Raw genomic sequence first — 23,144 nt, 5'->3', positions numbered from 1 at the left:
CCGATCGACGCTGAGGGTCACCGGAGGCAGCCGGTGAGCCGATAGAGCGCCGCGTCGCCGACCCGGGCGACCTCGGTGACGGCGTCGCTGCCCGCCAGCTCATGCAGGCCGGCGAAGGAATAGCCGAAGTTCTCGAACATGACCCGATCGCCGAAGTCGAAGGCGTACTCCACTCCCATGCGCTCCGCGGCCGCGCACACCGCGGCGCCGCCGTCGGCGAGTCCGAGCGCGAGGACCTTCGCATCGTCCCCATAAGCGCCCCCGGCGTGCGGGAACACGACGTCGTGGCCGGTGTACGCGAGGAAGAACGCCGCACCGGTCAGCGGATCCCCCACCACGGGGCTGTCATCGGGCACGATCGCGGCGGCCTCCTCGAACAGCGCCGCCTCGTCCGGCGACAGCCCCTGCGACTCCTCGTCGAAGCGGAAGGCGACGTCCCGCGCGAAGCGCAGATCCGCGCGGAGAGCCAGCAGGTGCGTCGCAGCGGCGATGGCGAGGACGAGGAGCGCGGCGACGAACCACGCGCTCCCCCGGCGCTGGCGCAGCTCGCCCAGCCAGGAGACGACGATCGAGGCGCCGAGTGCGGCGATCGGGAGCGCCGAGACCGCGAGGATCGCCGCGACCCGGGTGGTGTCGTCGTACCAGATGCCGACGAAGGCGCTGCGCACCCGGAGAACGGGCATCCAGGCGGCGATGACGAAGAACAGGACGCTCACGCCGTACATCCCAAGCACCCACCAGCGCCGGTCCCGCACGAGGCGCCAGATGCCCAGCGCGGCGAGCGGTCCGATCAGAAGGCCTGTTGTGCGGCCCACCGGGCTGAGGAAGGCGACCTCTCCCAGCGCCTGCGCCAGCGTCGACGAGGGCAGCCACTCCTCGGTCGTGACGTTGGCCGCGTGCCACGTGGCCGCGAGCATCGCCGCGGCGACCACGACGGCCACGACGAGCACGACGCGCGACCGCGCGCTCGCGATCCGCCATCCGCGCCAGGCGTGCCAGATACCGAAGGGCATCAGCAGCACGATGCCAGCCAGAAGCGCGGAGGGATGCCCGAGGGCCGTCGCTCCCGCCGCGGCGATGGCGAGGAGGATCAGGAGGATGCGATCCGCGGCACTCTCTCCTCGCCGGCAGGCGAGCACGACGAGGGCGATGAGCATCGGCAGCATGAGGTCGCCGATGAGATTGGGATACAGCACTCCCCAGTTCAGGAAGCCCAGCGGGAACACGCTGAACCCGAAGGCGACCAACGGCGCCCACACCGCTGCGGCTCGGTGCGTCGGGAGGATCACGAGGGTCAGTGCGGAGAGCACAACCGGCCAGGCCAGGGCGATGAGGGCGACGGTGACGACGTTCGTCGCCACGACGGCCGATCCCGTCAGCGGAAGGACCAGGCTGACCAGTGCGTGCCACCCGGTCGGATAGAAGATGCTCGCACGCCCCGGGTAGGCCATCGTCATGTCGAAAGGCGAGGCGCTGCCGGTCTGCGCGATGAACTCCACGGCGTTGATGTGGAAGATGCCGTCGTAGAGCTGCGAGGGGTGCGCTGGGTCGACGATCGCGAGGACGAGGATCACCGTCCAGCCGAGGAAGCCCGCAGCGAGGGTCGCCCAGATCGCCTTCGGCGCCGCCGGCTGCCGCGCGGGCGCGCCGCGTCGGCCCGCCCAGCGGATCACCGCCGCGATCGCCGTGACCACGACGGCCACTGCGATGACCGGGAGAGGCGACCACGCCATGCCCACGAGGGGAGCGGCGATGCTGGCGGCCGCGATGATGGCCACGGACAGGACGATCGCGATGCCGAGGCGGAGGACGCCCCGTGTGCGCGTGAGGAGCGCCGTGGGTAGGCCGGGCAGGATCAGCAGCGCCAGCGTCGCCAGGAAGGCAGGCGCGTGGGTGACCCAGCCGCTCATCGGTCCACCAGCGCGATCGCTCCCTCGACGTCGCCGTCGTAGACGACCTCGCCCTTGCTGATCACCACACCGCGGGTGCACAGCTCGCGCACCATCTCCATGTCGTGGCTGACCACGATGAGCGTCTTGCCCCGCGCGATCAGCTCATCGAACTTCTGCCGGCACTTCTCACGGAAGGGCACGTCGCCCACGGAGAGGATCTCGTCCATGAGCAGCACGTCGAGCTCGACGTGGATCGCCACGGCGAATGCGAGGCGCAGGAACATGCCCGATGAGTAGTGCTTGACCTCCTGGTCGATGAACTCCTCGATCTCGCTGAAGGCGACGATCTCGTCGTAGCGCGCCTGGATCTCGTGCTTCTTCATGCCGAGGATCGCGGCGTTGAGGAACACGTTCTCACGACCCGACAGCTCCGGGTGGAAGCCGGCGCCCACCTCGATGAGTCCGGCGACGCGACCGCGGGTGAGCACCTCGCCGGCATCCGGTTCCATGACTCCCGAGATCAGCTTGAGCAGCGTCGACTTGCCGGATCCGTTCATGCCGAGGATGGCGACGGACTCGCCCTCGTTGACCACCAGATCGACGCCCTTGAGCGCCTCGAAGGTCGACGACAGCTTGCGCCGCCGGATCCACGACACGACCGTGTCCTTCAGCGAGAAGGCGTGGTTGAGGGTGAACGTCTTGCGGACGCCGTCGATGACGATGCTGGGGCGCTTCACTGGCTGCGTCATAGGTCCTGAGCGAACTTTCCTTCAAGGCGGCGGAACACGAGCTGGCCGACGAGCAGCGTGATGACGGCGATGACCGAGGTCCACAAGGTGTTCATCAGCAGCTCCGGCGGAACGGGCGTGAGCGGGTCGCCCGCGTAGTCCGCGGCGTCCACCACCGCCTGGCTGGCGGGACGCCAGAACGCGTAGTGGAACAGCTCAACGCCCTGCGTGATCGGGTTCAGCAGGTAGACCTCGACGACCCACTTCGGCCAGCCGAGCTTGCCGACCACAGCGTCGTGCACCATCGTCCAGGCGTACAGCACCGGCGACGCCCAGGTGGCGAGCAGCAGGAGCAGCTCGACGATGTTCTCGGCATCCCGGAATCGCACGTTCATGGCCCCGAAGAACAGCCCGAGTCCCAGCGAGAAGATCATGACGATCGCCATGCCCGCGAGGGCGCCGAGCACCCCGAGGACGGTGACGTGCACTGCCCAGCCCATCAGCAGGCAGACGAACAGCAGCAGTCCCACCTGCGGCAGGAAGTGCACGAACGAGACCAGCACCGCGGAGACGGCGAAGAGCTGGCGGGGCAGGAACACCTTGCGCACCAGCGCCGCGTTCCCGACGATCGAGGTGGTCGCGTTCTTGAACCCCTCCGAGAACAGGTTGATGATGACGATCCCCGAGAACAGATAGACCGCGTAGTTCGGCACGCGATCGAGATCCATGAAGATGCCGAGCACCACCCAGAACACAAGGAACTGCGCGGCGGGCCGCACGTACGACCACAGCCATCCCAGCACCGAGTTGCGGTACCGGGTGGTCACGCCGGTGCGCACCAGCAGGCGCAGCAGATACCGCCAGCGCACCACGTCGATCAGCCCATGGCTCTTGCCGGGGACATCGAATTCGGTGCGCGGCACGAGAGCGAAATGATCGTTGGGTGTCACGGGTGCTCCAGCCGAGGGGTCGCAGATCATGTTACCGCCCGGCTGCCGATTCTCCGCTGACTGCCGGTTGCGCCTCGGGTACCGACGAGGGGATGGCGCCGGTCAGCAGCGCCGCAGTCGCGCCACCTCGTCGTCGAGCGCGCCCGGCCCTCCGATGAGAACTGTCGTCTCGACTCCGGCGTTCTTCATGTAGTCAGCGGCCTCGGGAGGCACACACGACTGCATGGCGAGCATGAGCGGAACTTTCCAACGACCTGCCAACACGGAGCCGGTCAGGGCGTCTGGATAATCCTGTCCGGAAGCGAGAAGCACCTTCAGCGCGGTGCCGGGGAAGAAGCTCTTCACCACAGCCGCGTTCGTCTCATACCGGTTGCCCCCAGACAGCCGGACCGTCTTCAGTCCGAGCGAGTTGAGCTGCTTCACCATGCTCGAAGGAACCACACCGGTTCCGCCGACGATGCTGATGCTCTTCGCGCCGACCTTCTTCACTGTGGCGATCGTCTCGGCGTCCAGTCGGGCCGACCCGCCGTTGACGAGAAGCACCGGGGCTCCGATGCTGTTCGCGGCTGCGGCCGCGCTGATCGCATCAGGGAAGTCGCGGCCCGTTGCGATGAGCAGCCTCGAAGAAGTCCCGTTCAGCTCCGCTGCAGCACGCGACGTCGCGTATCGGTCGATCCCTGAGACGCGTTGCAGCTTCGCCTTCGGCAGCGCCGCTCGCACCTGCGCGACCACCTTCTTCGACAGCACGCCTTCACCGCCGATGAGAACCACGTGTGTCGCACCGAGGCGCTTCATCTCGGCCGCGGTCGCGGGCGCGAGGGAGTCGGGGAAGGTGAGCAGCAATGATCCGCCTGCCCTGCCCGCAGCGGCCGAGGCGCTGAGAGCATCGGGGAAGTCCTTGCTGGTCGCGAGCATGACCGTGCGAGTACCGGATGGCCACGCTTCGCGCGATACGCCCACAGCCGTCGCGATGCGGTTCTCGCCGGAGATGCGGTCGATGGTCACCTGCGCGACCGTCGCCTTCGCCGACGTCGCGACTGCAGTGCTGTATCCAGTGGACTTCGCAGTGACACTCACCTTCACCGTCATGCCCCGATCGGCATTCGTCAGCGGGTAGGCGGCGCTCGTCGCACCACTGACCGCCTTGTCGTCACGGAACCACTGATAGCCCAGCGTGGCGGGCTGCGGCGAGACAGCAGCCGAAGCGCGCAGCGTCTGTCCGACCTGCGCCTTCCCGGTGACCTTCACCGCCCCCATCTTGAACGTCGCCTTCTGCGTTCCTCCGAACCAGGAGGTGAAGTAGTTGTAGAAGTTGCGGTTGCCGTAGCTGGAGCACGAGTCGCCCGTGCCGTAGCCGGCCTTGATCGCGGCGGCGTTGGGCTGGTACGGCGTGTAGTAGTAGAGCGCGGAGGTCGCCTTGTTGGCGACGTGCACCGGCGCCGTGCCGCAGGACTTGTTGGGGTGGTACTGGATGTTCCACGTCTTGCCCGGGGCGTACCAGGTGAAGTACTTCCCCTCCATGTACAACTGCATCTGCCGCGCCGCGCCATAGATCTGCTGGAAGAAGCCGACGTACTTGGGGTTGCACCCGGCGTCGTCCGGGCAGCCCTGCCCGAGCGCCTTGTCGTAGCGCCATGCGCTGGGCCAGGTGTGCGTGATGAGGCTCTGCTCCTTCTGGAGCATGACGATCAGCACCTGCGGGTTGATGCCGCACGAGAGCGACACCCGGTGGATGATGCGGGCCGCGGACTCGTTCTTGGCGCCGGTGTAGCCCTTGCAGTAAGCGTCGGCCGGGCGGTTCGCCGAATCGGTGCGGTAGTCCTTGAGGCAGACGATCGGGCCGTACTTGTCGCTTCCACCGCGGCAGCTCTTGACCTTGGAGTCGAAGAACTTCTGGATCTGAGCCTCGGTCATCGTGCTCTTGTCGGTGAACACCGCATCACTGATGATGTCGCCGGCCGAGAATCCTTCCAGCGAGGTCTTGACCGGACCGCCTGCGACGGCCGGCACCGCACTGGAGGCAAAAGAGGGCACAGCGGTGCCCAGGACCAGCGCTAGAACAGCGATCAGAGTGGCCATCAGCCGAGTCGAGCGGAACGCGCGCGCGTTGGGGATACCGCGGGAATGCATGTGACCAGTGTGACTGAAGTTGCCGGATGATGCCAGCGCGGCAGGATATTCGCTCATCCGGCGCGGCGTGTCGCCAGGTTCACAGCGCAGGATCAGAGTTCGGCGTGCAGCGCCCACAACCGCTCGGCGGCGCTCGCCCACGAGAACGCGCGCGCTCTGTCGGACGCCAGCACCCGCATCCGGCGCTCCCCCGCAGCGAGCGCGTCAACCACGGCATCCGTCACCTCATCAGAGTCGACGACCGCACCGCCGTCGGCGATCACGTCCCGATGCACGCCGGAATCGACCGCGACGACCGGCACCGCCAGCGTCATCGCCTCGATCGCCCGCCACGGCCACACCGACGCCGTCGACGTCGCCACGAACGCCGCCGCGCCGCCGAGCACGGCGCCGCGCTCGGCGACATCCAGCGCTCCGCGGATGTGCGCTCGACGCTCGGGCAGCCCGGCCGCCGCCGCGACCTCGGCGAGCGCGGGCTCGGCCCCCTCGGCGGCATCCAGCACCACCGCATCCAGGTCGGCGCGTGCTGCGGCGCGGAACCCGGTCGCCAGCGAGTCGGCGTCGCCTGTGAGCACGACGTAGCGCTGCGGGAGCTGCAGCTCCCGGCGCCGTGCCGCCGCGTCGTCGGGCACCCGGAAGCCGTCCGGTGCCGCACCCGCGATCACCCGGACGCGATCGCGCAGGCGGGCGATCTCGCCCAGGCGCTGCGCCATCTCGTGCGAGGGCACGACCACGGCATCCGCGTACCTGACCGCGCGCTTGAGCATTCCGCGCTGCCACACCACCTGCGCCTTGGGCAGCGCCTCGGGCCGCTCCCACGCGGACAGATCCCACAGCGTGATCGTCGTCTGGTCGTTGTCGTTGCTGCGGTCGTGGCGCACCAGCGGCGCCATCAGTCCCGGAGCATGGATCAGCCCGCCACCGACCCCGGGCGCGACGCCCAGCTGCCAGGCGGCGGCCAGCTCCGCACGCGCCAAAGGCAGCGCACGCACGTCGTGCAGCCCGGGCACCTTCGGCTCCGCGCCGCGCGGAACCAGAGCCGACACCACGCACCCCCGGGGCGCCGTCGCGACCAGTCCGGCTGTCAGCGACAGGGCGGCATCCGCCTGATCCGCATCCACGATCTGGGATGCCTGATCCAGCACCACCCGCAGCTGCACACTCATGAGGAAAGCCTAAGCGCGCGATCGGGCTATGCCGCCGAGGCGGGGCCGCATCCCCGGAGCGCCGCCGGGGCGACCGGGACCGCCGGCGACGGAATCGTGCTTGAATGCTCCGGTGACCGACAGCACCGCACCGCTCCCGCCTGCGTCGCCCCGACGGTGGATCCGGTGGTCGATCGCCGCGATCGCCCTCGTGCTGCTGCTGGCGATCGGCTGGGTGGTGGTGCGCGGCCTGAGCGCCGTGTCGAGCCTGCAGACCGTGAGGACGGCCGCGGCGCAGCTGCGCTCGGACGTCGCGTCGGGGGACCTCACCCGCGCCGCGGACCGGGCGCACGATCTCGAGCGCGAGGCGTCTTCGGCTCACGCGCTCACCTCCGACCCCGTCTGGCGGGCCTTCGAGATCCTCCCCTGGATCGGCGCCGACTTCACCGCCGTGCGGGAGGTATCCCGCATCGCCGACAGCATCGCCGCCGACGGCGTGCAGCCGCTCCTGGAGGCGTCCGACGGCATCGACCTGACCGGCTTCGGCCTGCGCGACGGCGCGGTCGACCTCGCGCCCTTCGAGAAGGCGCAGAAGCCGCTGAGCTCCGCCTCCGCAGCCTTCTCCCGCGCTGTGGCCGACGCCGGGCGCATCCGCGTCGACGGGCTGCTCCCGCCGTTGGCGGACGCCGTCTCCGAGCTGCGGGATGCCATCGGCGAGGCGGACTCCGTGATGGCGACGCTGCACGACTCGGCGACACTGATCCCGCCGATGCTGGGTGGCGACGGTCCGCGCACCTACATCGTCGCGATGCTGAACAACGCAGAGCTGAAGTCCGCCGGCGGCATCATCGGCGCACTCGCCGTGGTCCGCGCCGACGAGGGCAGGATCAGCATCGTCGGCAATGCCTCCACGGTGGACTTCCCCCCGCTCGTCGAGCCGCTGCCTGTGAGCGCGGCCACGAACGCCCTGTTCGGCGACGGCCCGGGCCGCTACGTGCAGAACATCGCCAGCATCCCCGACTTCACCGAGGGCGCTCCCCTGCTCGCCGAACGCTGGCGGGGCGCGTTCGGCGGCGATGTCGACGGCGTCATCGCGGTCGACACGGTCGTCGCGCAGCGTCTGCTGCGGGTCACCGGGCCGCAGCAGGTCGGCCCGCTGCGGCTCGACGCGGACAACGCGCTGACGGTCCTGCTCTCCGACGTGTATCGCGACCTCCCCGATCCGCGGGCGCAGGACGCGGTGTTCGCCGAGACCGCGGCGAAGCTGTTCTCGGCCGCGATGCGGACGGACGACCCGCGCGCGCTGCTCGCGGCGATGACGGATGCCGCGGACCAGAACCGCATCCGGCTCTGGAGCGCCCACGCCGACGAGCAGCGGATCCTCGCGGCATCCTCGCTCGGGGGCGCGCTGCCGCGCGACACCGCCGAGCAGCCCGTCGTCGGAGTGCTCATCAACGACACCACCGGCGGCAAGATGGACTTCTACGCCCGCGCCGACATCGTCGTCGCCACGGGCGTGTGCCACGGCGACGCCACCACCCGGGTCACCGTCACCTGGCGCAGCACGGCACCGGCGGATGCCGCCTCGACGCTGCCCGAGTACGTGACCGCCGGGGGCCACTACGGCGTGCCCGCCGGCAGCATCCGGTCGCTGATCGCCGTCTACGGACCCGAGGGCGCCACGCCCGCCAGAATCGAGCGCGACGGCGCGCAGGAGCCCGTGCAGACGGCCGGTCTGGACGGGCGGATCGCCGTGCAGCACGACGTCCTGCTCGCGCCGGGCGAGTCCACGACCATCACCGTCGACTACATCGGAGCGGGCGCGGGCGTGCGCTCCACCGCCGTCGTACACACCCCGATGGCGTTCGGCCCGGACGTCGCATCCGGGAAACTCGTCTGCGGGTCGTGACAATCCGAGCACGATGAGGTAGATTTCTCGTAACTGGGGATTACCGGGTCCGTTCATTCTGCCGTGGGGGCAGGAGGGGCCCGAGCATTCGAGGGCTGGGGAGCCTTGGGATGTGATTCCGCGTGAATTCCACTGGGGAGAATCATGCTGAACAAGAAGGCGCCGATCGCACTCGGCATCGCTGTGGCCGCACTCGTGCTGGCCGGTCCATCTGCCGCATCCGCGGCGACCTACGCCGACGGGCCGAACGCCGCTGTCGCCGATCCGAGCATCGGCGTCTGCGAGGTGTCGTCGGTCATCTTCGGCGCGGGATTCTTCCAGGCCGGCGAGCACGTGCCGGTCTCGATCGCCGGCACCGCGGCCGCGGACGCGACGATCACCGACAACACGGCACGCTCCGACGGCAGCATGGTCGCGTCATTCCGGCCGCCCGCACACGGACAGGGCGCGTACGAGCTGTCGTTCGGCGGCTCGCGCCCGTACGTCGCGACGATCACCGTGTCGGACGGGCATGACGCGGTCGCGAACTGCGACCACGACCCGAACGTCACCGCGGCACGGGTCGCGTCCGGCGACGCCGACACGCTCGCCATCACCGGCGCGGATGTGTCGCCGTGGATGGTCGGCGGCGGTGCGGCGGCCCTCGCGCTCGGAAGCGTGCTGGTCGGCATCAGCATGGTGCGCCGCGCACGACGGGGCTGATCCCGCCTTCCGCGCCACCGGCGACGGCTTGACCTCCCCCCTCGTCAGCCGCCGCCGGTCCGCCCGCAGCCCGGGTGCCCCGCCTCCTGACCGGTGCACTCGGACTGCGGTGCGCGCGCACGCCGTGCCGCCGTCGTCCCGCTCTGGTCTACTCCGCCGTCGGCGTCTTCGTCGGCGGATGCAGAGCGTCCTTCACCATCGAGCGGATCAGGTCGTAGTCCGGGTTCTTCTCCTCGATGCCGTTCTCGGGTGTCAGCTCCAGCTGGGCGGCCGGCTGCTGCTTGGCCTTCATCATCAGGTCGAAGAACTCCGACAGCTTGTCCCTGGGCAGATCGGTGCTCGCCAGCTCCGTGCTCGCGTTCATGATCTCGCTGAAATGCGTCAGCACGTTCTCGGGCGTGAACTGGTCCAGGATCGCCTGCTGCAGCTGACGCTGACGCTTCATGCGGTCGTAGTCGCTGGTGGTGTATCTCGAGCGGGCGTACCACTGCGCCGTGTCGCCGTTCATGCGCTGCTCGCCGGGCTCGATCCATCCGATCGCCCAGTCGTTCACATCCTCGGCACCCTGCCCCGGAGCGGGTCCCCCCTTGGGCAGCCGCTCGCTGACGGTGATCTCCACGCCGCCGAGCGCGTCGACCAAGTCTGCGAAGCCGTTCATGTCCACGAACACGTAGTACGGGATCTGGATGCCGAGCACCGCCTCGGCAGCATCCTTCGTGGCCTCGATGCCCGGTGCGGAGCCGTGCGCCGCGGCATCCGGATAGAGGCCCTTGCCGCGATCCTCGCGGCACACCTCGGCCGCGTTGCGGATCTGGTTCATCCACGCGTTCCAGCCGCAGGTCTGATCTCCGTGCGACTGGAAGCCGTCGGGGTACAGCCCGTGCATCGGACTGTCCTCGGAGAACGGCGGGTGCGGCAGTTCGCGCGGGATGCCGGTGATCGTCGTCGCACCGGTGGTCGCGTTGACCGACACCACCGAGATGCTGTCGAACCGCATGGAGTCACGGCCGTCGCCGCTGTCGGCGCCGAGCAGCAGGATGTTGTAGTAGCCGTCGCTGGGCGGCAGACTCGGCCCACTGCTCTTGAAGATCGCATCGAGCGCGCCGCGACTGGACGCCACGGCATTCGACGCGGTCACCGCACCCGACGCGACCAGCACCAGCGCGAGCAGGGCGGCGACCGGCGCGATCCAGCGGGTGAGTACGGGCAGCCTCACCAGACGAAGCAGCCGCAGCGTGTCGACGGTGAGCACGACCCACAGCACGGCGTACCCGAGCAGCAACACCTGGATCGCGGTCAGCACGAACCACGACAGCGGTCCCGTGCCGAGCCAGATCAGGGCGGGACGGGCGAACAGCGCCAGACCCGCCGCGAGCACCACCAGCGCCCAGCTGAGCAGCGTCGCGCCGAGCCCGAAGCGGCCCAGTCGCCGGTTGCCTGCCAGCACCTGCGCGGAGCCCGGCACGAGCACGTTCAGCACGACCAGCCACCACGCGCGACGTCCCATGCCGTGCGCGTCCTGCGGGTCGGGATGCCGGATCGGCTTCGACTCGATCAGCGGACGCGCGCTCCGTTCGGGAGCCCGCGGAGCCGCCAGGGTCACAGCGAGTCCTTCAGCCGCTGATTCTTCTGCTCCACCTGACCTTCGAGGTCGCGGGCGTACGCCTCGATGCGGTCCGCCAGCGCAGCATCCGAGGCCGCCAGAATCCGCGCGGCGAGGATGCCGGCGTTGCGGGCCCCGCCGATCGAGACCGTCGCGACCGGGATGCCCGCGGGCATCTGCACGATCGACAGCAGTGAGTCCATGCCGTCGAGGTAGGCGAGCGGCACGGGCACACCGATCACCGGAAGAGCGGTGACGGAGGCGAGCATCCCTGGCAGGTGCGCTGCTCCCCCGGCTCCCGCGATGATCACCCGGACGCCGCGGCCGCGCGCCTCGCGCCCGTAGCTCATCAGCTTGTCGGGTGTGCGGTGCGCCGAGACGACCTCGACCTCGTGCGGGATGCCGAAGTCGGTGAGCGCCTGCGATGCGTCGCTCATCACACGCCAGTCGGAGTCGGAACCCATCACGACGCCGACCAGGGGCGCACTGGAGGAATGCAGCAGCTCAGTCACCCTGACAGGCTACGGGGCGCGTCTGTGAGAACCGCGCAGCGGCACGCGCCCGTGCCCGCGCGGGTGCTGCTCAGCTGAAGTGCGCTGCGGCGGCGCGGGCGGCGTAGACGACATCATCCAGGTCGGATCCGGCGACGTTCACGTGACCGACCTTGCGACCGGGGCGCGGTGCCTTGCCGTAGGTGTGGATCTTCGCCTCGGGATGTGCGGTCATCGCCCGCGCGAACCGGTCCTCCAGCGCACCCTCGGCGGGTCCCCCGAGGATGTTGATCATCACGCTCCATTGCGCGCGCTGCTCGGTGCGCCCCAGCGGCAGGTCGGCGACAGCACGCAGATGCTGCTCGAACTGCCCGGTCACCGAGCCGTCCTGGCTCCAGTGGCCGCTGTTGTGCGGGCGCATCGCCAGCTCGTTCACGAGCACGCGCTCGTCGTCGGTCTCGAACAGCTCGACGGCCAGCATCCCGGTCACGCCCACGCCCTCAGCGATGGTGCGGCCGATCCGCTCGGTCAGCTCGGTCAGTCGCGCTCCGGCCCCCGGCGCGGGCGCGATGACCTCGGCGCAGACGCCGTCGCGCTGCACGGTCTCCACGACCGGGTACGCGACGATCTCGCCGCTCGGTCGGCGGGCGACCTGCTGCGCCAGCTCGCGGGTGAACGCGACGAGCTCCTCGACGAGCAGCGCGTCGCCCTCGGCGAGCGCGGCGAACCAGTCTGACGCCTCGTCCCCGGCGCGCACCACGCGGACGCCCTTGCCGTCGTACCCTCCGCGCGGCGTCTTGACCACCGCACCGCCGCCGTGGTCGTCGATGAAGCGCTGCAGCTCGTCGGCGTCGTGCACCGCCGCCCAGTCGGGCTGCGGCACGCCGAGCTCGGCCAGGCGCGCGCGCATGACGAGCTTGTCCTGCGCGAACTGCAGGGCATCGGGCCCGGGATGAACCTGCACGCCCTCCGCGACGAGAGCCCGCAGCACCTCCTGGGGAACGTGCTCGTGGTCGAAGGTGACGACGTCGACGTCGCGCACGAACTCCCGCACCGTCTCCAGATCGCGATAGTCGCCGACCGCAGTGGCCGCCAGCTGCGCCGACATCCCCTGATCCTCGGCGAGCACTCGCAGTTCGATGCCCAGCTCCACCGCCGGGGCGATCATCATCCTCGCCAGCTGGCCTCCGCCGATCACACCCACGCGCACGGTCATCCGCCGCCCCTTTCGTCGAGGACCATTGTCCCGCATGCGCAACCGCTGCGCGGCGATCGCGTCGAAGCCGGTGCTCAGTCGGCCACGACGCCGGACTGCGCGTCGCGGTGCGCCAGGATCTGATTCACCTCGATCTGGTCGGCCAGCGCCTCGTGCACCAGGTTGACGCTGGGCACGTTCACCAGCCGCAGCGGTGCGTCGACGCCGTTGCTGAGCGTGATCGTCCCGGCTCCCCACATCCGCTGGATCAGCCCGCGGCGCACGGCGATCGAGTACCCGCGGGTGTGCGACAGCTCGCGCCGGCTGCGCGTCCGCAGCCCCTCGCGCACGATCACGCGGCGCGTGGTGATCGTGTAGGTGCGCGACGCCCACATGACGTACGGGACGACCACCAGCAGCAGCACCACGGCGGCAGCGGCCGCCACCAGCATCCAGTTCTCGAGCGGATCCAGCAGGTTCCCGTACAGATACGCCGTCGCTCCGCACACGCCGATCAGGACGAGTGCCGACCAGAACAGGCGTCGCGCGTGGCTGCGGAACCGCGCGACCAGCAGCTCCTCGACGGGCGCGCCGGGCGGCGGCATCATCGGCCGTCCGCCGAGCGTCACGGGCTGGGTCACACGTCCATTGTGCCCGGGCGCCGGTTCGACAGGCTCAGGCGCCCAGGTGTGTCCCACGGCTCAGCCCTTCGACGGACTCAGGTGTTTCACGCGCCGCCGGGGCGCACGTGCACGACGTCGCCCGAGGCGACGGCATGCGCATCGCGACCGTCGTCGACGACGAGGCGGCCGTCGGCCGCCAGGCGGGCCGCCCGGCCTGTCAGGGTGTCGCCGCCGGGCAGAGACACGGTCACGTCCTGCCCGAGCGTCAGGCACCGCGCGGTCGCTGCGGCGTGCAGCCCCCCAGCCCGGGCATCCGCCGTCCGCGTCAGCGCGGTGACGATCTCCGCCAGGCCCGAGAGGTAGTCGGCGAGCAACCCGTCGATCTCGACGTCGACGCCGAGCGCTGCGAACGAGGTCGCCGTCGGCACCGGCAGCTGCTCCTCGCGCATCGCTGTGTTGACACCGGTGCCGACGATGATCGCGCCGCCGGCGACCTCGGCGAGGATGCCGCAGATCTTCCGGCCGTCCACCAGCACGTCGTTGGGCCACTTCAGGCCCACCTCGTGGCCGGGCAGCCGGGCGGCGACCGCGTCGGTCATCGCCACTCCCGCCGCCAGCGGGATCCAGCCCCGCGTGCCGGCGTCGTCGGGCAGCTCGCGCAGCAGCACCGAGACGGCGAGCGCCGTACCGGCCGGGGCGGTCCAGGTGCGATCCAGCCGCCCGCGGCCGGAGGTCTGCGTGTCGGTGAGCAGCACAGACAGGTGCGGCCAGGCCTCGGCATCCGAGACCCTCCCGCGCAGCTCGGCGTTGGTCGACCCGCACTCGTCGAGCACCAGCAGACGGGAGGCGATGGCGGATGCCGCGTTCCACCGCATCTCAGTCGTCATCGTCGCCGTCGTCGTCGCTCACGTCATCATCGTCGGGCTGGGGATCGACCGCGTCGCGGGCGTGCCACTCGTCCCACTTCGCCATCAGCTGCTCGATCGCGGCGTGGAACTTCGCCGTCGCGGCGCCGGGCGCCGTGTCGCCGAAGTAGTGCTGCACCCAGGTGTGCAGTCGCGTCACGGCATCCGCGTCTGCGCTGACGCGCTCGACCTCGGCGACGATGTCGCGCGCGCCGTCGACGGTCAGCCATTCGCAGGCCGAGAGGTATCCGGAGGTGTCGATCGATGCCCGCTCGTCGGCCGGACGCGTGATCAGCAGCGGCTTCCCCGCCGCCAGCCGGTCGTAGACCATCGCCGAGATGTCGACGACGGCGACGTCGGCGGCCGCCAGCTGCCAGCCGAGGTCCGCTCCGTCGTCATGCACGTGGTGCGCGCTCGGGTCGGCCGCGTTCGCCTCGGCGATCGCGGTGAGGATGCGGCGGTGCGCCGCGCCGTACTCGTCGCTCACGACCCCGCTGCGGGGATGCGGACGGTAGATCACGCGGTGAGCCGGGCTGGCGAGCAGAGCGCGCATGAGCGTCTCGCCGTGCGTGGCGATCGAGCCGTAGTGCGCCGAGGGACGGTCGCCCTCCCAGGTGGGGGCGTACAGCACGACCGTGCGCTCATCGGGCGTGTAGGGCAGGGTGCCCGAGTAGTGATCGGCCTGGGGACGGCCGATGTCGATGGTGCGCCGGTCGATGTCGTAGTCCCACAGCGTGCGGCTGAGGCGATCGCGGGCGGCCTGGCCTGCGACCAGCGCGTAGTCGTAGGCCTTGTACTGGTTGGTGGTCATGTACATCTTGTCGGACTCGCCGTGGTTGATGAACACGTGCCAGCGCCGCCCGTAGCGGAACATCTGGAAGTTCCGGGTGTTCTGGTTCACGTACAGCACGATGCGGATGTCTTGCTTGGCCAGGAACTTCTCCAGATTGCGCACGGTGGGCACGAACGCCACCGGCAGCCCGTCCTCGTCGATGAGCTGCTCGGCCCCGGTCGCGTTGCGGGCGAGCACGATCACCGGCCAGCGGCTGGACAGCTCCTGCAGCGGGCGGTACCACTGCCGCATCTGGTACATGTTCACGGCGCCGTCGGCGAAGTACACCGCGATGCGGTAGCGTCCCCGTTCATGCGGCCCGCGCGCCCGGAGCGTGCGGCGGACGCGCTGCACGGACGCGCGGGAGCTGAGCGCCTTCCGCAGCAGCCGATACGCCTTCTTCCCGTCCGAAACGACACCCATCCCTCCAGAATACGGTGCGGGATGCATGACATGATCGACGGGTGCAGCACAGCGACAGGCCCGAACCCGGCGGCGTCTCCTTCGTGATGCCGGTGCTGAACGAGATCGACTACCTCGAGCACGCGGTGCGCTCGGTGCTGGCGCAGGATGTCGACGGCCCGACCGAGCTGGTGCTCGCACTGGGCCCCTCCAGCGACGGAACAACCGAGCTGGCGCGCCGGCTCGCGGCCGCGGACGACCGCGTGCGGCTGGTCGAGAACCCGCAGGCGCACATCCCGGTGGGGCTGAACGCCGCGATCCGTGCCAGCCGGCACCCCACGGTGATCCGGGTGGACGCGCACTCCGAGCTCTCCCCCGGCTATGCCCGCCGCGCCCTGGAGACGCTGCGCCGCACAGGAGCCGCGAACGTGGGCGGCGTGATGCGCGCGGACGGCCGCACGCCGTTCCAGAGCGCCGTCGCGCGTCTGTACAACGCGCCCGTCGGCCTGGGCGGGGGCGCCTATCACGGCGGTGCGCCCGAGGGCGAGGCGGAATCCGCCTACCTGGGGGTGATGCGCCGCGACGTGCTCGACGAAGTGGGGCTGTTCGACGAGAGCATCCGTCGCGGTGAGGACTGGGAGCTGAACCTGCGCATCCGCCAGGCCGGTCACCGGGTGTGGTTCGATCCGGAGCTGTCGGTCACCTACTGGCCGCGCGAGAGCTGGTCGCGGCTGGCCCGCCAGTTCCGTGCGACGGGAGCGTGGCGCGGCGAGCTCGTGCGTCGCTACGGGCGCAGCAACAGCATCCGCTTCTTCGCGCCTCCGGCGCTGGTGGTCCTGCTCGCACTTGCCGTCGTGGTCGGCATCCTGCAGCTCACCGGCGTGCTGCACGGCCTGGTCGCCGTGCTGGCATCGGTCGTCTACCTGCCCCTCGTCGCCTACGCGGTGCTGGTGCTGGCCGTGGGCCTGGGCGGCGCGGGCATCGCCCGCGGCCGGCGCAGTCTGCGCGAACGGCTCTGGACGCTCGCGGTGCTGCCCACCATGCACATCGCCTGGGGGCTCGGATTCCTCACGGGCGTGCTGCACGGCGCGGGCGACACGGTCGACGCGTCGCGACTCGGATCGCGCAACACCCCGCTGCCCTGACGGACCCGTCGAGAGGTTCAGGGGCCCTCGAGCACGGACGTCAGGGCGTGAGCCATCCCTGGTCGAGGATGCGGGAGACCACGCGGTCGGCGGCGGCGCCGTCGTCGAGCCGGTTGAACTGCGCCGACCAGGCGGCGTAGCGCTCGCGATACGCGGCCGTCGCGTCGTCGTCCGACAGCGCCGCGACCAGTTCGTCCTGCGTGCGCACCAGCGGGCCGGGCGCCCGCTGCGCCAGGTCGAAGTAGAAGCCGCGCAGCTGGCCGCGATAGTGCTCCATATCGGGCACCAGGAAGTACATCGGCCGGCCGGTGACGCTGAAGTCGAACATCACGGACGAGTAGTCGGTGATCAGGGCATCCGCGATCAGCAGCAGTCGCGCCGTCTCCGGGTAGCCGGTCACGTCGATCACGCGCGCGCCGGAGCGGTCGCGACCGGGACGCAGCGTGCGGGAGTGCCCGCGCACCAGCACGACGGAGTCGGTGCGCGCGGCGAGCTCCTCCGGATCGATGAAGTCGACCATCTCGGCACGGTCGTCGCGCCAGGTCGGCGCGTACAGCAGCACGCGCTCGTCGGCGCCGATCCCGAGCGCGGCGCGGATCGGAGCGGGGTCGCCGCCGGCGAGCATGTCGTTGCGCGGATAGCCGTCGGTCCAGATCGGCTTGCCGAAGAACGCGTACGCCTTCTTGAGCACGCGCTCCGCGTAGACGTTCTGCGCCAGCAGCGCGTCCCACCGGCGCGACTCCTTGACCACCGCCGCCATGCGCCGCGGGTCGAAGCCGGGACGATGCAGCGCCAGTCGCTTGAGGGGGGTGCCGTGCCAGGTCTGCAGCACGTGCTGGCCCGGCTTGCGCACGAAGCGCCGCCGCAGCCAGTCGTTCACGATCAGCATCCGCGCCTCGGCCCTGGCGCGCCACCAGTCCGGACTGCCCTCGACGACGGCGATCGCGCCCTCGGGGATCTCGATCGACAGATCGGCGACCGCCCAGTACCGGGTCACCGCGGGAGCGCGCTCCGCGAGCACGCGATCGATGGCGCGCGGGTTGCACCCTGACGTCTGTCCGTAGAAGCTCTCGAAGAACACCGCGTTCTCGCCGCCCCCGATCTGCGAGACGTAGCGCTCCTCCAGCGTGCGCTGACCCTCGGGCGTCTCGTACACCGGGTCGAGCGGCGGCGAGATCGTCACCCGTGAGCCGCGCACCTGGACGCGCAGGATCGGCAGCAGGGCGGGCTCGACCGCGATGTCGGAGAGGTCGGCGCCGGCGACGTCGAGCTCGTACTCGCCGGAGGGCAGCGGCAGCGGGGCACCGCCCCAGCGCGCGGCGCGCAGCGGGAAGACCGCCCGCCACGTCTTCCCGCCGCCGGTCACCTTCGCCGCGACCTGCGCCCGCGGTCCGGAGAGGACTGCGGATGCCGGGCGCGGTCCGGCGCCGGCGATGATCAGCGCCTGTGCCTGCTCATCGATGCGAGCGGTGGTCATCGTGCTCCCTTCGGCGCGGGGACTCCCCGCGCGCGGATGGCCCGGTAGACGCGAAGAGCGTTGCGCCCGTCGCGATGGGCGTGCATGTCGGCGCTGAGCGCGGCGGAGCGCTCCGCGCGCTCCCGGCGCACCGCATCGTCGCCCAGCAGCGCGTCGAGCTGATCGATCGCCTGGTCCCAGTCGAGGGCCGGGTCGGAGCCGGCGACGTCCTCGTAGCGACCGTAGAAGCCGCGCTCGCGGCCGTACTGCTCGGCATCCGGAGCCAGGTACACGACCGGCATCGCCAGCAGGCCGACGTCGTACGCCAGCGACGAGTAGTCGGTGATCAGCGCGTCCACCCGCGGCAGTGCGGGGGTGACGTCGGGAAGCAGTTCGGAGCTCAGCATCCGCACCCGCCCGCTCGACCAGGGCGGCGAGTACGACCCCTCGCCCAGCGGATGCGAGCGGACGAAGAGAATCGCGTCGTGCCGCTCCAGCATCCGCACGATCCGCACCCACTGCTCCGCCGTCGGCACGGCGGGATCGGCGGCGCCGTCGCGCCAGGTGGGCGCGTACAGCAGCGCGCGCTGCCTCGTCAGCAGCGGGCCGGTGCGGGTGAGCAGGGCGGATGCCGTGCCCCGCCGCTCTTCCGGGGTGCCCGCCGACAGCACGTCGACGCGCGGTTCGCCGGTGACGACCACCCGATCGCCGCCCAGTCCGAACGCGGATTCGAGCCGTCCGCGGGATCGGTGCGATGCGGCCGGCAACACGCGGATGCGCTGCGCGGCCGCGCGGTAGGCGACCGTCAGCATCCTGCGCAGGATCCGCGCCGCAGGAACACCTGCCGGCACCTGCGCGGTCACCGGGGAGTCGAGTCCGATGCGCTTGAGCGGGATGCCGTGCCACAGCTGCACGACAAAGCCGTCGGTGCTGCCGTAGCGGTTCACATCGCCCAGTCCGTGGGTGACGACGATCACGCCGGCGCGTGCGGTCGCCCACCAGCCGCGGAGGCCGTCGCGCGGTCGAGTGCGGATGCCCAGCGCCCTGGCATCGGCCTCCTCGCGCGGTGAGCGGGTGAGCCAGAGGGTGCGGTGCCCGTGGGACTGCGCCTCGCGGAGCAGCGCGAGCGCGCCGTCGCCGATCCCCGCGCCGCAGCCGAACACCCACGTGTCGCCGCGGGGCACGATCAGGGTGCCGAGGCGACCGGCGGCATACATCGGCAACCGGAGCAGCTTGGCCGCGTTGCCGGTTCCGAACGAGAAGGACGCCACCCCGCGAGCCTATCGCGGGGTGGCGTCCCGGCCGTGCGCGTGGCGACGAGCGCCGGCCGCGCGTCAGAGCTTGAGCGTGCCCAGAGTGGCCTCGGTCTCATAGGTCCTGCCGTTGCGGACATAGGTGATCTTCACGGTGGATCCCGCGGCCTCCGCGCGCACCTGCGCGGTGAGGTCGGTGGCGCCGGTGATCGGGGATCCGTTGAACTCGGTGACGATGTCGCCGTCCTTCAGGCCCGCCTCCGCGGCCGCGCCGCCCTCGACCACGCCGGACTCCCCGTCGGACGAGGAGATCACGGCGCCGGCGATCGACGCGTTCCGCAGCGACGACGCGTCGCGCACGCGGGCGCCCAGCAGTCCGTGGGTGGCCGCACCGTCATCGATGATCTCGGACGAGACGCGCTGCGCGATGTCGGCCGGGATCGCGAAGCCGACGCCGATGGAGCCGGGCTCGCTGGAGGACGACGAGGACTGCCCCGCTGTCGCGATGGCGACGTTCACCCCGATCAGCCGTCCCCTGCTGTCGACGAGCGCCCCGCCGGAGTTGCCGGGGTTGATCGCCGCATCGGTCTGGATCACGGCGATCGAGATGGACTGCTTGGGCTGCTGCTGCTGAGGCATCCCGGGCAGGTCGAACTGGAACGGGTTGCCGTTGTCGACGCCGCCCTCTTCGCTCTGCGCGGACGAGTCGTCCGGGACGGCGGACGAGGCGACCTGGATGCTGCGGTTCAGCGCGCTGACGATGCCGTCGGTGACGGAGTTGGACAGCCCCAGCGGTGCGCCGATCGCGACCGCGGCATCGCCGACGTTGAGCTTGGACGAGTCGCCGAACTCGATCGGCTTGAGCCCGCTGGCGCCCTTGAGCTTGATGACGGCAAGGTCGTAGATCGGGTCGGTGCCGACCACCGTCGCCGAGTAGATGTGGCCGTCCGAGGTGGTGACGCTGATGGTGGGGTCGGCGACGGAGCCGCCGAGGGTGACCACGTGCGTGTTCGTCATGACGTAGCCGTCCTTGCTCAGGATGACGCCGGATCCGCTGCCGGCCTGCTGCGTGCCGTTGACGTTGATCGTGACCACCGAGGGCAGCACGTCGGCCGCGATGGCGGTGGTCTCGTTCACCGAGCCCGGGTTGTTCACGGTGACGGTCTGCGGTCCCGTCGCGGACTGCGAGGTGGGCGCGCTGGTCATCGAGCTGCCGAGCACGCTGCCGCCGAGACCGGCGACACCGCCCACGAGAGCGGCCGCGAGCAGGAGACCTGCGACCTTCAGCGGCCCGTTGCCGCGGGGCTGCGAAGCACCGGCGGACGAGTCCGCGGGCGCCGCGAGCAGGGTCGGGTCGAGCGGGAGCGTCGGCGCGCCGCCCTGCGGCGCCGTCTGGTGCTGGGCCGGATGCTGCGGGGCGGCCTGCGCCGCGCCGCCGAACGCGGAGCCGGTGGGGTGCGGCGCGAGGTGCGCGGGCCCGCTGTACCCCGGGTGGGATGCCGAGGGATGCACAGGCTGCGGCGGCTGCACCTGCGGGGTGGGATGCTGCGCGGAGGGCTGCTGCGAAGCGTGCTGCTGCGCGGCGGGCTGCTGTGGGGCCGGAGTGCCGGGCGTGAAACCCTCACCGTTGGTGTTGTCGTCGTTCATGATCTGCTCCTTCCAGGCGCACCATCAGACTGACAAGACAATCTGTGCTTTTCATATGGCCGGGTTGGATTTCTCCTATGGTCTTAGCCTGTTCTGCATGGATGTCATTCCCGGCGCCTGGCGGCGCACCGCAGCGGGAGCCGGTCTGCTCTCACCACAGGGCGACGTGGCGCCCACCATCTTCGCAGAGATGTCGGCCGCGGCTGTGCGATTCGATGCGATCAACCTGGGGCAGGGTTTTCCCGACGAGGACGGGCCGGATGCCGTGCTCCAGGCTGCGCGCGAGGCGATCGCGCACGGCGCCAACCAGTACCCGCCCGGGCGCGGCATCCCCGATCTGCGGCGGGCGATCAGCGAGCATCAGCGGCGGTTCTACGGCCTGGAGGTGGACCCCGACACCGAGGTGCTGGTCACCGCGGGCGCGACCGAGGCGCTCACGGCCACGCTGCTGGCGCTGATCGACTCCCACGACGACGAGGTGGTCGTCTTCGAGCCCTACTACGACTCCTATGCCGCAGCGGTCGCGCTGGCGGGCGCCCGGTTGCGGACGGTTCCGCTGCGACTGCCGGATCTGCAACCCGACCTGGACGAGCTCGCGGCGGCCGTCACCGACCGCACCCGCATCATCCTGGTGAACGACCCGCACAACCCGACCGGTGCCGTGTTCGGATCCGAGGTGCAGACCGAGATCGTGCGCCTGGCGAACCAGCACGACGCGGTGATCGTCACCGACGAGGTGTACGAGCATCTGTCCTTCCACGCCCCGCACATCCCGATCGCGACACTGCCCGGTGCCGCCGAGCGCACCCTGACCATCTCATCCGGCGGGAAGACCTTCTCGGCCACCGGCTGGAAGATCGGCTGGGTGCACGGCCCGGCCGACCTGATCACCGCCGTGCTGACCGTCAAGCAGTACCTCACCTACGTCAACGGGTCGCCGTTCCAGCCTGCGATCGCCGTCGGGCTGCGACTCCCGGATGCGTACTTCGACGACGCACGCGCGGCGCTGCTTCACAAGCACGAGCTGCTCGGCGACGCGTTGCGCTCCGCCGGATTCGAGGTGCACGCGCCGCAGGGCGGGTACTTCACGGTCGCGGATGCCACGGGGCTGGGCGGAGCGGATGCCGCGGCCTTCTGCCGCGCGCTTCCCGAGCGGGCCGGAGTGGTGGCGATTCCGATCACCGCGTTCGTGGCGCCGGAGCATCATGCGCAGTACGCCGGGCTGGTGCGGTTCGCGGCGTGCAAGCGGGTCGAGGTGCTCGAGGAGGCCGCGCGGCGGCTGGCCGCCCTGGCCTGAGGACTCAGTCGCGCGGGACGACGCGGTACCGGCGCAGCCGCAGCACAGGGTTGACCTCGCGGGTGCGCGCGAGCAGGGCTGGATCGAGGGGTGCCACGGCGATCCCCTCCCCCGAGCTGACGCCGGCCACCGCGACGCCCTGCGGGTCGATCACCTGCGACAGCCCCACGCCGATGGGCGCGGGGTGGTCGGCGGCGATCACGTAGGCGGTGCTCTCGATCGCCCGCGCGGTGAGCAGAGTCGACCAGTGGTGCTCCTTCAGTGCGCCGCGCACCCACTCGGCGGGCACGATCAGGGCATCCGCGCCGGCGTCGATCAGCGTGCGGGCGACCTCGGGAAAGCGCAGGTCGTAACAGGTCATCATGCCGAACCGGATGCCGTCGGCCTCGAACACGGACGTCTGCCCGGTGTTCCCCGGCTCGATCCAGTCGGACTCGGTCTGCCCGAACGCGTCGTACAGGTGCTGCTTGCGGTAGACGGCCTGCACCCCGGCATCCGACACCGCCACCAGCGTGTTGCGCACCCGCCCGGCATCCGCCCGCTCGACCAGCCCCGCGACGATCACCGCGCCGTGCTCGGCGGCCAGGCGTTGCAGCGCCTGCACGAACTCGCCGTCCAGTGCCTCGGCGTTCACGGCGAGGGAGCGATCCATCGGATCGACGAAGAAGCTGGAGTACTCCGGCAGCACGATCACCCGTGCGCCGCGGCGCGCGGCCTCGGCGACCAGTTCGGCGATGCGCCGCCGATTCTGCGCGCGGTCATCCTGCGGCGCGAACTGGCAGACGGCGACGAGCGGAGCGGATGCTGGCATGTGCCCATCCTCGCATCCACCCGGAAAC

General features: G+C 70.6%; 19 protein-coding genes. 4 read left to right on the top strand and 15 right to left on the bottom strand.

What is annotated here, in order from left to right; all coding sequences use genetic code 11:
• Positions 1-17: 17 nt before the first annotated feature.
• The 5 genes from Q9R19_RS03790 to Q9R19_RS03770 all read right to left on the bottom strand — a co-directional run bounded on the left by Q9R19_RS03790 (position 18) and on the right by Q9R19_RS03770 (position 6,866).
• A complete protein-coding gene (locus Q9R19_RS03790; RefSeq protein WP_311255006.1) occupies positions 18-1,910 on the bottom strand; it encodes a DUF6541 family protein in 1,893 nt (630 codons plus the stop codon).
• Positions 1,907-2,641, bottom strand: coding sequence for an ABC transporter ATP-binding protein (locus tag Q9R19_RS03785; protein WP_311255005.1), 735 nt, complete (start codon positions 2,639-2,641; stop codon positions 1,907-1,909). Before Q9R19_RS03785 ends, Q9R19_RS03790 begins: the two co-directional genes overlap by 4 nt.
• The gene (locus tag Q9R19_RS03780) at positions 2,638-3,570 is read right to left on the bottom strand and encodes an ABC transporter permease (protein ID WP_311255004.1); all 933 of its coding nucleotides are present in this window, start codon (positions 3,568-3,570) and stop codon (positions 2,638-2,640) included. Before Q9R19_RS03780 ends, Q9R19_RS03785 begins: the two co-directional genes overlap by 4 nt.
• 102 nt (positions 3,571-3,672) lie before the next feature.
• On the bottom strand, positions 3,673-5,649 hold the full coding sequence (locus tag Q9R19_RS03775) for a cell wall-binding repeat-containing protein (protein ID WP_311255003.1): 1,977 nt from the start codon (positions 5,647-5,649) through the stop codon (positions 3,673-3,675).
• Positions 5,650-5,792: 143 nt separating this feature from the next.
• Positions 5,793-6,866 carry a glycosyltransferase gene (locus Q9R19_RS03770; RefSeq protein WP_311255002.1) on the bottom strand — a complete coding sequence of 358 codons (1,074 nt, stop codon included), beginning with the start codon at positions 6,864-6,866 and terminating at the stop codon, positions 5,793-5,795.
• Positions 6,867-6,978: 112 nt separating this feature from the next.
• Here Q9R19_RS03770 and Q9R19_RS03765 point away from each other — a divergent pair, with 112 nt between their 5' ends.
• Positions 6,979-8,754: a DUF4012 domain-containing protein gene (locus tag Q9R19_RS03765; RefSeq protein WP_311255001.1), complete on the top strand. Its 1,776-nt coding sequence runs from the start codon at positions 6,979-6,981 to the stop codon at positions 8,752-8,754.
• 144 nt (positions 8,755-8,898) lie between these two features.
• Positions 8,899-9,456, top strand: coding sequence for a hypothetical protein (locus tag Q9R19_RS03760; protein WP_311255000.1), 558 nt, complete (start codon positions 8,899-8,901; stop codon positions 9,454-9,456).
• 148 nt (positions 9,457-9,604) lie between these two features.
• Here the strand turns inward: Q9R19_RS03760 and Q9R19_RS03755 are convergent, their stop codons facing one another.
• From Q9R19_RS03755 to Q9R19_RS03730, 6 genes are all read right to left on the bottom strand, one after another.
• Positions 9,605-11,059, bottom strand: a complete 1,455-nt coding sequence (locus Q9R19_RS03755) for an LCP family protein (RefSeq protein WP_311254999.1) — start codon at positions 11,057-11,059, stop codon at positions 9,605-9,607.
• A complete protein-coding gene (purE, locus tag Q9R19_RS03750) occupies positions 11,056-11,523 on the bottom strand; it encodes a 5-(carboxyamino)imidazole ribonucleotide mutase (protein WP_311255864.1) in 468 nt (155 codons plus the stop codon). The genes Q9R19_RS03755 and purE overlap by 4 nt, the downstream gene beginning before the upstream one ends.
• A 118-nt stretch (positions 11,524-11,641) precedes the next feature.
• Positions 11,642-12,766 (bottom strand): 5-(carboxyamino)imidazole ribonucleotide synthase, encoded by a 1,125-nt coding sequence (locus Q9R19_RS03745; RefSeq protein WP_311254998.1) that lies wholly within the window; start codon positions 12,764-12,766, stop codon positions 11,642-11,644.
• A gap of 74 nt (positions 12,767-12,840) precedes the next feature.
• Positions 12,841-13,386: a PH domain-containing protein gene (locus Q9R19_RS03740; RefSeq protein WP_396653443.1), complete on the bottom strand. Its 546-nt coding sequence runs from the start codon at positions 13,384-13,386 to the stop codon at positions 12,841-12,843.
• An 86-nt stretch (positions 13,387-13,472) separates the two neighbouring features.
• Complete coding sequence (locus Q9R19_RS03735) at positions 13,473-14,255, bottom strand: biotin--[acetyl-CoA-carboxylase] ligase (protein WP_311254997.1); 783 nt, start codon at positions 14,253-14,255, stop codon at positions 13,473-13,475.
• Positions 14,245-15,528: a CDP-glycerol glycerophosphotransferase family protein gene (locus Q9R19_RS03730; protein ID WP_311254996.1), complete on the bottom strand. Its 1,284-nt coding sequence runs from the start codon at positions 15,526-15,528 to the stop codon at positions 14,245-14,247. Before Q9R19_RS03730 ends, Q9R19_RS03735 begins: the two co-directional genes overlap by 11 nt.
• Positions 15,529-15,614: 86 nt before the next feature.
• On the opposite strand from Q9R19_RS03730, the gene Q9R19_RS03725 reads away from it, so the two are divergent.
• Positions 15,615-16,652: a glycosyltransferase gene (locus Q9R19_RS03725; RefSeq protein ID WP_396653459.1), complete on the top strand. Its 1,038-nt coding sequence runs from the start codon at positions 15,615-15,617 to the stop codon at positions 16,650-16,652.
• Positions 16,653-16,692: 40 nt separating this feature from the next.
• On the opposite strand, the gene Q9R19_RS03720 is transcribed toward Q9R19_RS03725, so the two are convergent.
• The 3 genes from Q9R19_RS03720 to Q9R19_RS03710 all read right to left on the bottom strand — a co-directional run bounded on the left by Q9R19_RS03720 (position 16,693) and on the right by Q9R19_RS03710 (position 21,008).
• Positions 16,693-18,129 (bottom strand): CDP-glycerol glycerophosphotransferase family protein, encoded by a 1,437-nt coding sequence (locus Q9R19_RS03720; protein WP_311254994.1) that lies wholly within the window; start codon positions 18,127-18,129, stop codon positions 16,693-16,695.
• Positions 18,126-19,379: a CDP-glycerol glycerophosphotransferase family protein gene (locus tag Q9R19_RS03715; RefSeq protein WP_311254993.1), complete on the bottom strand. Its 1,254-nt coding sequence runs from the start codon at positions 19,377-19,379 to the stop codon at positions 18,126-18,128. The genes Q9R19_RS03720 and Q9R19_RS03715 overlap by 4 nt, the downstream gene beginning before the upstream one ends.
• A 63-nt stretch (positions 19,380-19,442) precedes the next feature.
• The gene (locus Q9R19_RS03710; protein WP_311254992.1) at positions 19,443-21,008 is read right to left on the bottom strand and encodes a trypsin-like peptidase domain-containing protein; all 1,566 of its coding nucleotides are present in this window, start codon (positions 21,006-21,008) and stop codon (positions 19,443-19,445) included.
• Between the two features lie 97 nt (positions 21,009-21,105).
• Here Q9R19_RS03710 and Q9R19_RS03705 point away from each other — a divergent pair, with 97 nt between their 5' ends.
• Positions 21,106-22,305 carry an aminotransferase class I/II-fold pyridoxal phosphate-dependent enzyme gene (locus tag Q9R19_RS03705; RefSeq protein WP_311254991.1) on the top strand — a complete coding sequence of 400 codons (1,200 nt, stop codon included), beginning with the start codon at positions 21,106-21,108 and terminating at the stop codon, positions 22,303-22,305.
• 4 nt (positions 22,306-22,309) lie between these two features.
• Here the strand turns inward: Q9R19_RS03705 and Q9R19_RS03700 are convergent, their stop codons facing one another.
• Positions 22,310-23,116 carry a carbon-nitrogen hydrolase family protein gene (locus Q9R19_RS03700; RefSeq protein WP_311254990.1) on the bottom strand — a complete coding sequence of 269 codons (807 nt, stop codon included), beginning with the start codon at positions 23,114-23,116 and terminating at the stop codon, positions 22,310-22,312.
• Positions 23,117-23,144: the final 28 nt, after the last annotated feature.

Source organism: Microbacterium sp. ARD32, from assembly GCF_031844385.1.
Taxonomy (GTDB): Bacteria; Actinomycetota; Actinomycetes; order Actinomycetales; family Microbacteriaceae; genus Microbacterium.
This window is presented reverse-complemented; position numbering and strand designations above follow the sequence as displayed.

Coding starts and splice junctions, on each gene's coding strand:
- Q9R19_RS03790 (WP_311255006.1), bottom strand. CDS start 1,910: ATGAGCGGCTGGGTCACCCACGCGCCTGCCTTCCTGGCGACGCTGGCG.
- Q9R19_RS03785 (WP_311255005.1), bottom strand. CDS start 2,641: ATGACGCAGCCAGTGAAGCGCCCCAGCATCGTCATCGACGGCGTCCGC.
- Q9R19_RS03775 (WP_311255003.1), bottom strand. CDS start 5,649: ATGGCCACTCTGATCGCTGTTCTAGCGCTGGTCCTGGGCACCGCTGTG.
- Q9R19_RS03770 (WP_311255002.1), bottom strand. CDS start 6,866: ATGAGTGTGCAGCTGCGGGTGGTGCTGGATCAGGCATCCCAGATCGTG.
- Q9R19_RS03760 (WP_311255000.1), top strand. CDS start 8,899: ATGCTGAACAAGAAGGCGCCGATCGCACTCGGCATCGCTGTGGCCGCA.
- purE (WP_311255864.1), bottom strand. CDS start 11,523: ATGGGTTCCGACTCCGACTGGCGTGTGATGAGCGACGCATCGCAGGCG.
- Q9R19_RS03745 (WP_311254998.1), bottom strand. CDS start 12,766: ATGACCGTGCGCGTGGGTGTGATCGGCGGAGGCCAGCTGGCGAGGATG.
- Q9R19_RS03735 (WP_311254997.1), bottom strand. CDS start 14,255: ATGACGACTGAGATGCGGTGGAACGCGGCATCCGCCATCGCCTCCCGT.
- Q9R19_RS03730 (WP_311254996.1), bottom strand. CDS start 15,528: ATGGGTGTCGTTTCGGACGGGAAGAAGGCGTATCGGCTGCTGCGGAAG.
- Q9R19_RS03725 (WP_396653459.1), top strand. CDS start 15,615: ATGCCGGTGCTGAACGAGATCGACTACCTCGAGCACGCGGTGCGCTCG.
- Q9R19_RS03720 (WP_311254994.1), bottom strand. CDS start 18,129: ATGACCACCGCTCGCATCGATGAGCAGGCACAGGCGCTGATCATCGCC.
- Q9R19_RS03710 (WP_311254992.1), bottom strand. CDS start 21,008: ATGAACGACGACAACACCAACGGTGAGGGTTTCACGCCCGGCACTCCG.
- Q9R19_RS03705 (WP_311254991.1), top strand. CDS start 21,106: ATGGATGTCATTCCCGGCGCCTGGCGGCGCACCGCAGCGGGAGCCGGT.
- Q9R19_RS03700 (WP_311254990.1), bottom strand. CDS start 23,116: ATGCCAGCATCCGCTCCGCTCGTCGCCGTCTGCCAGTTCGCGCCGCAG.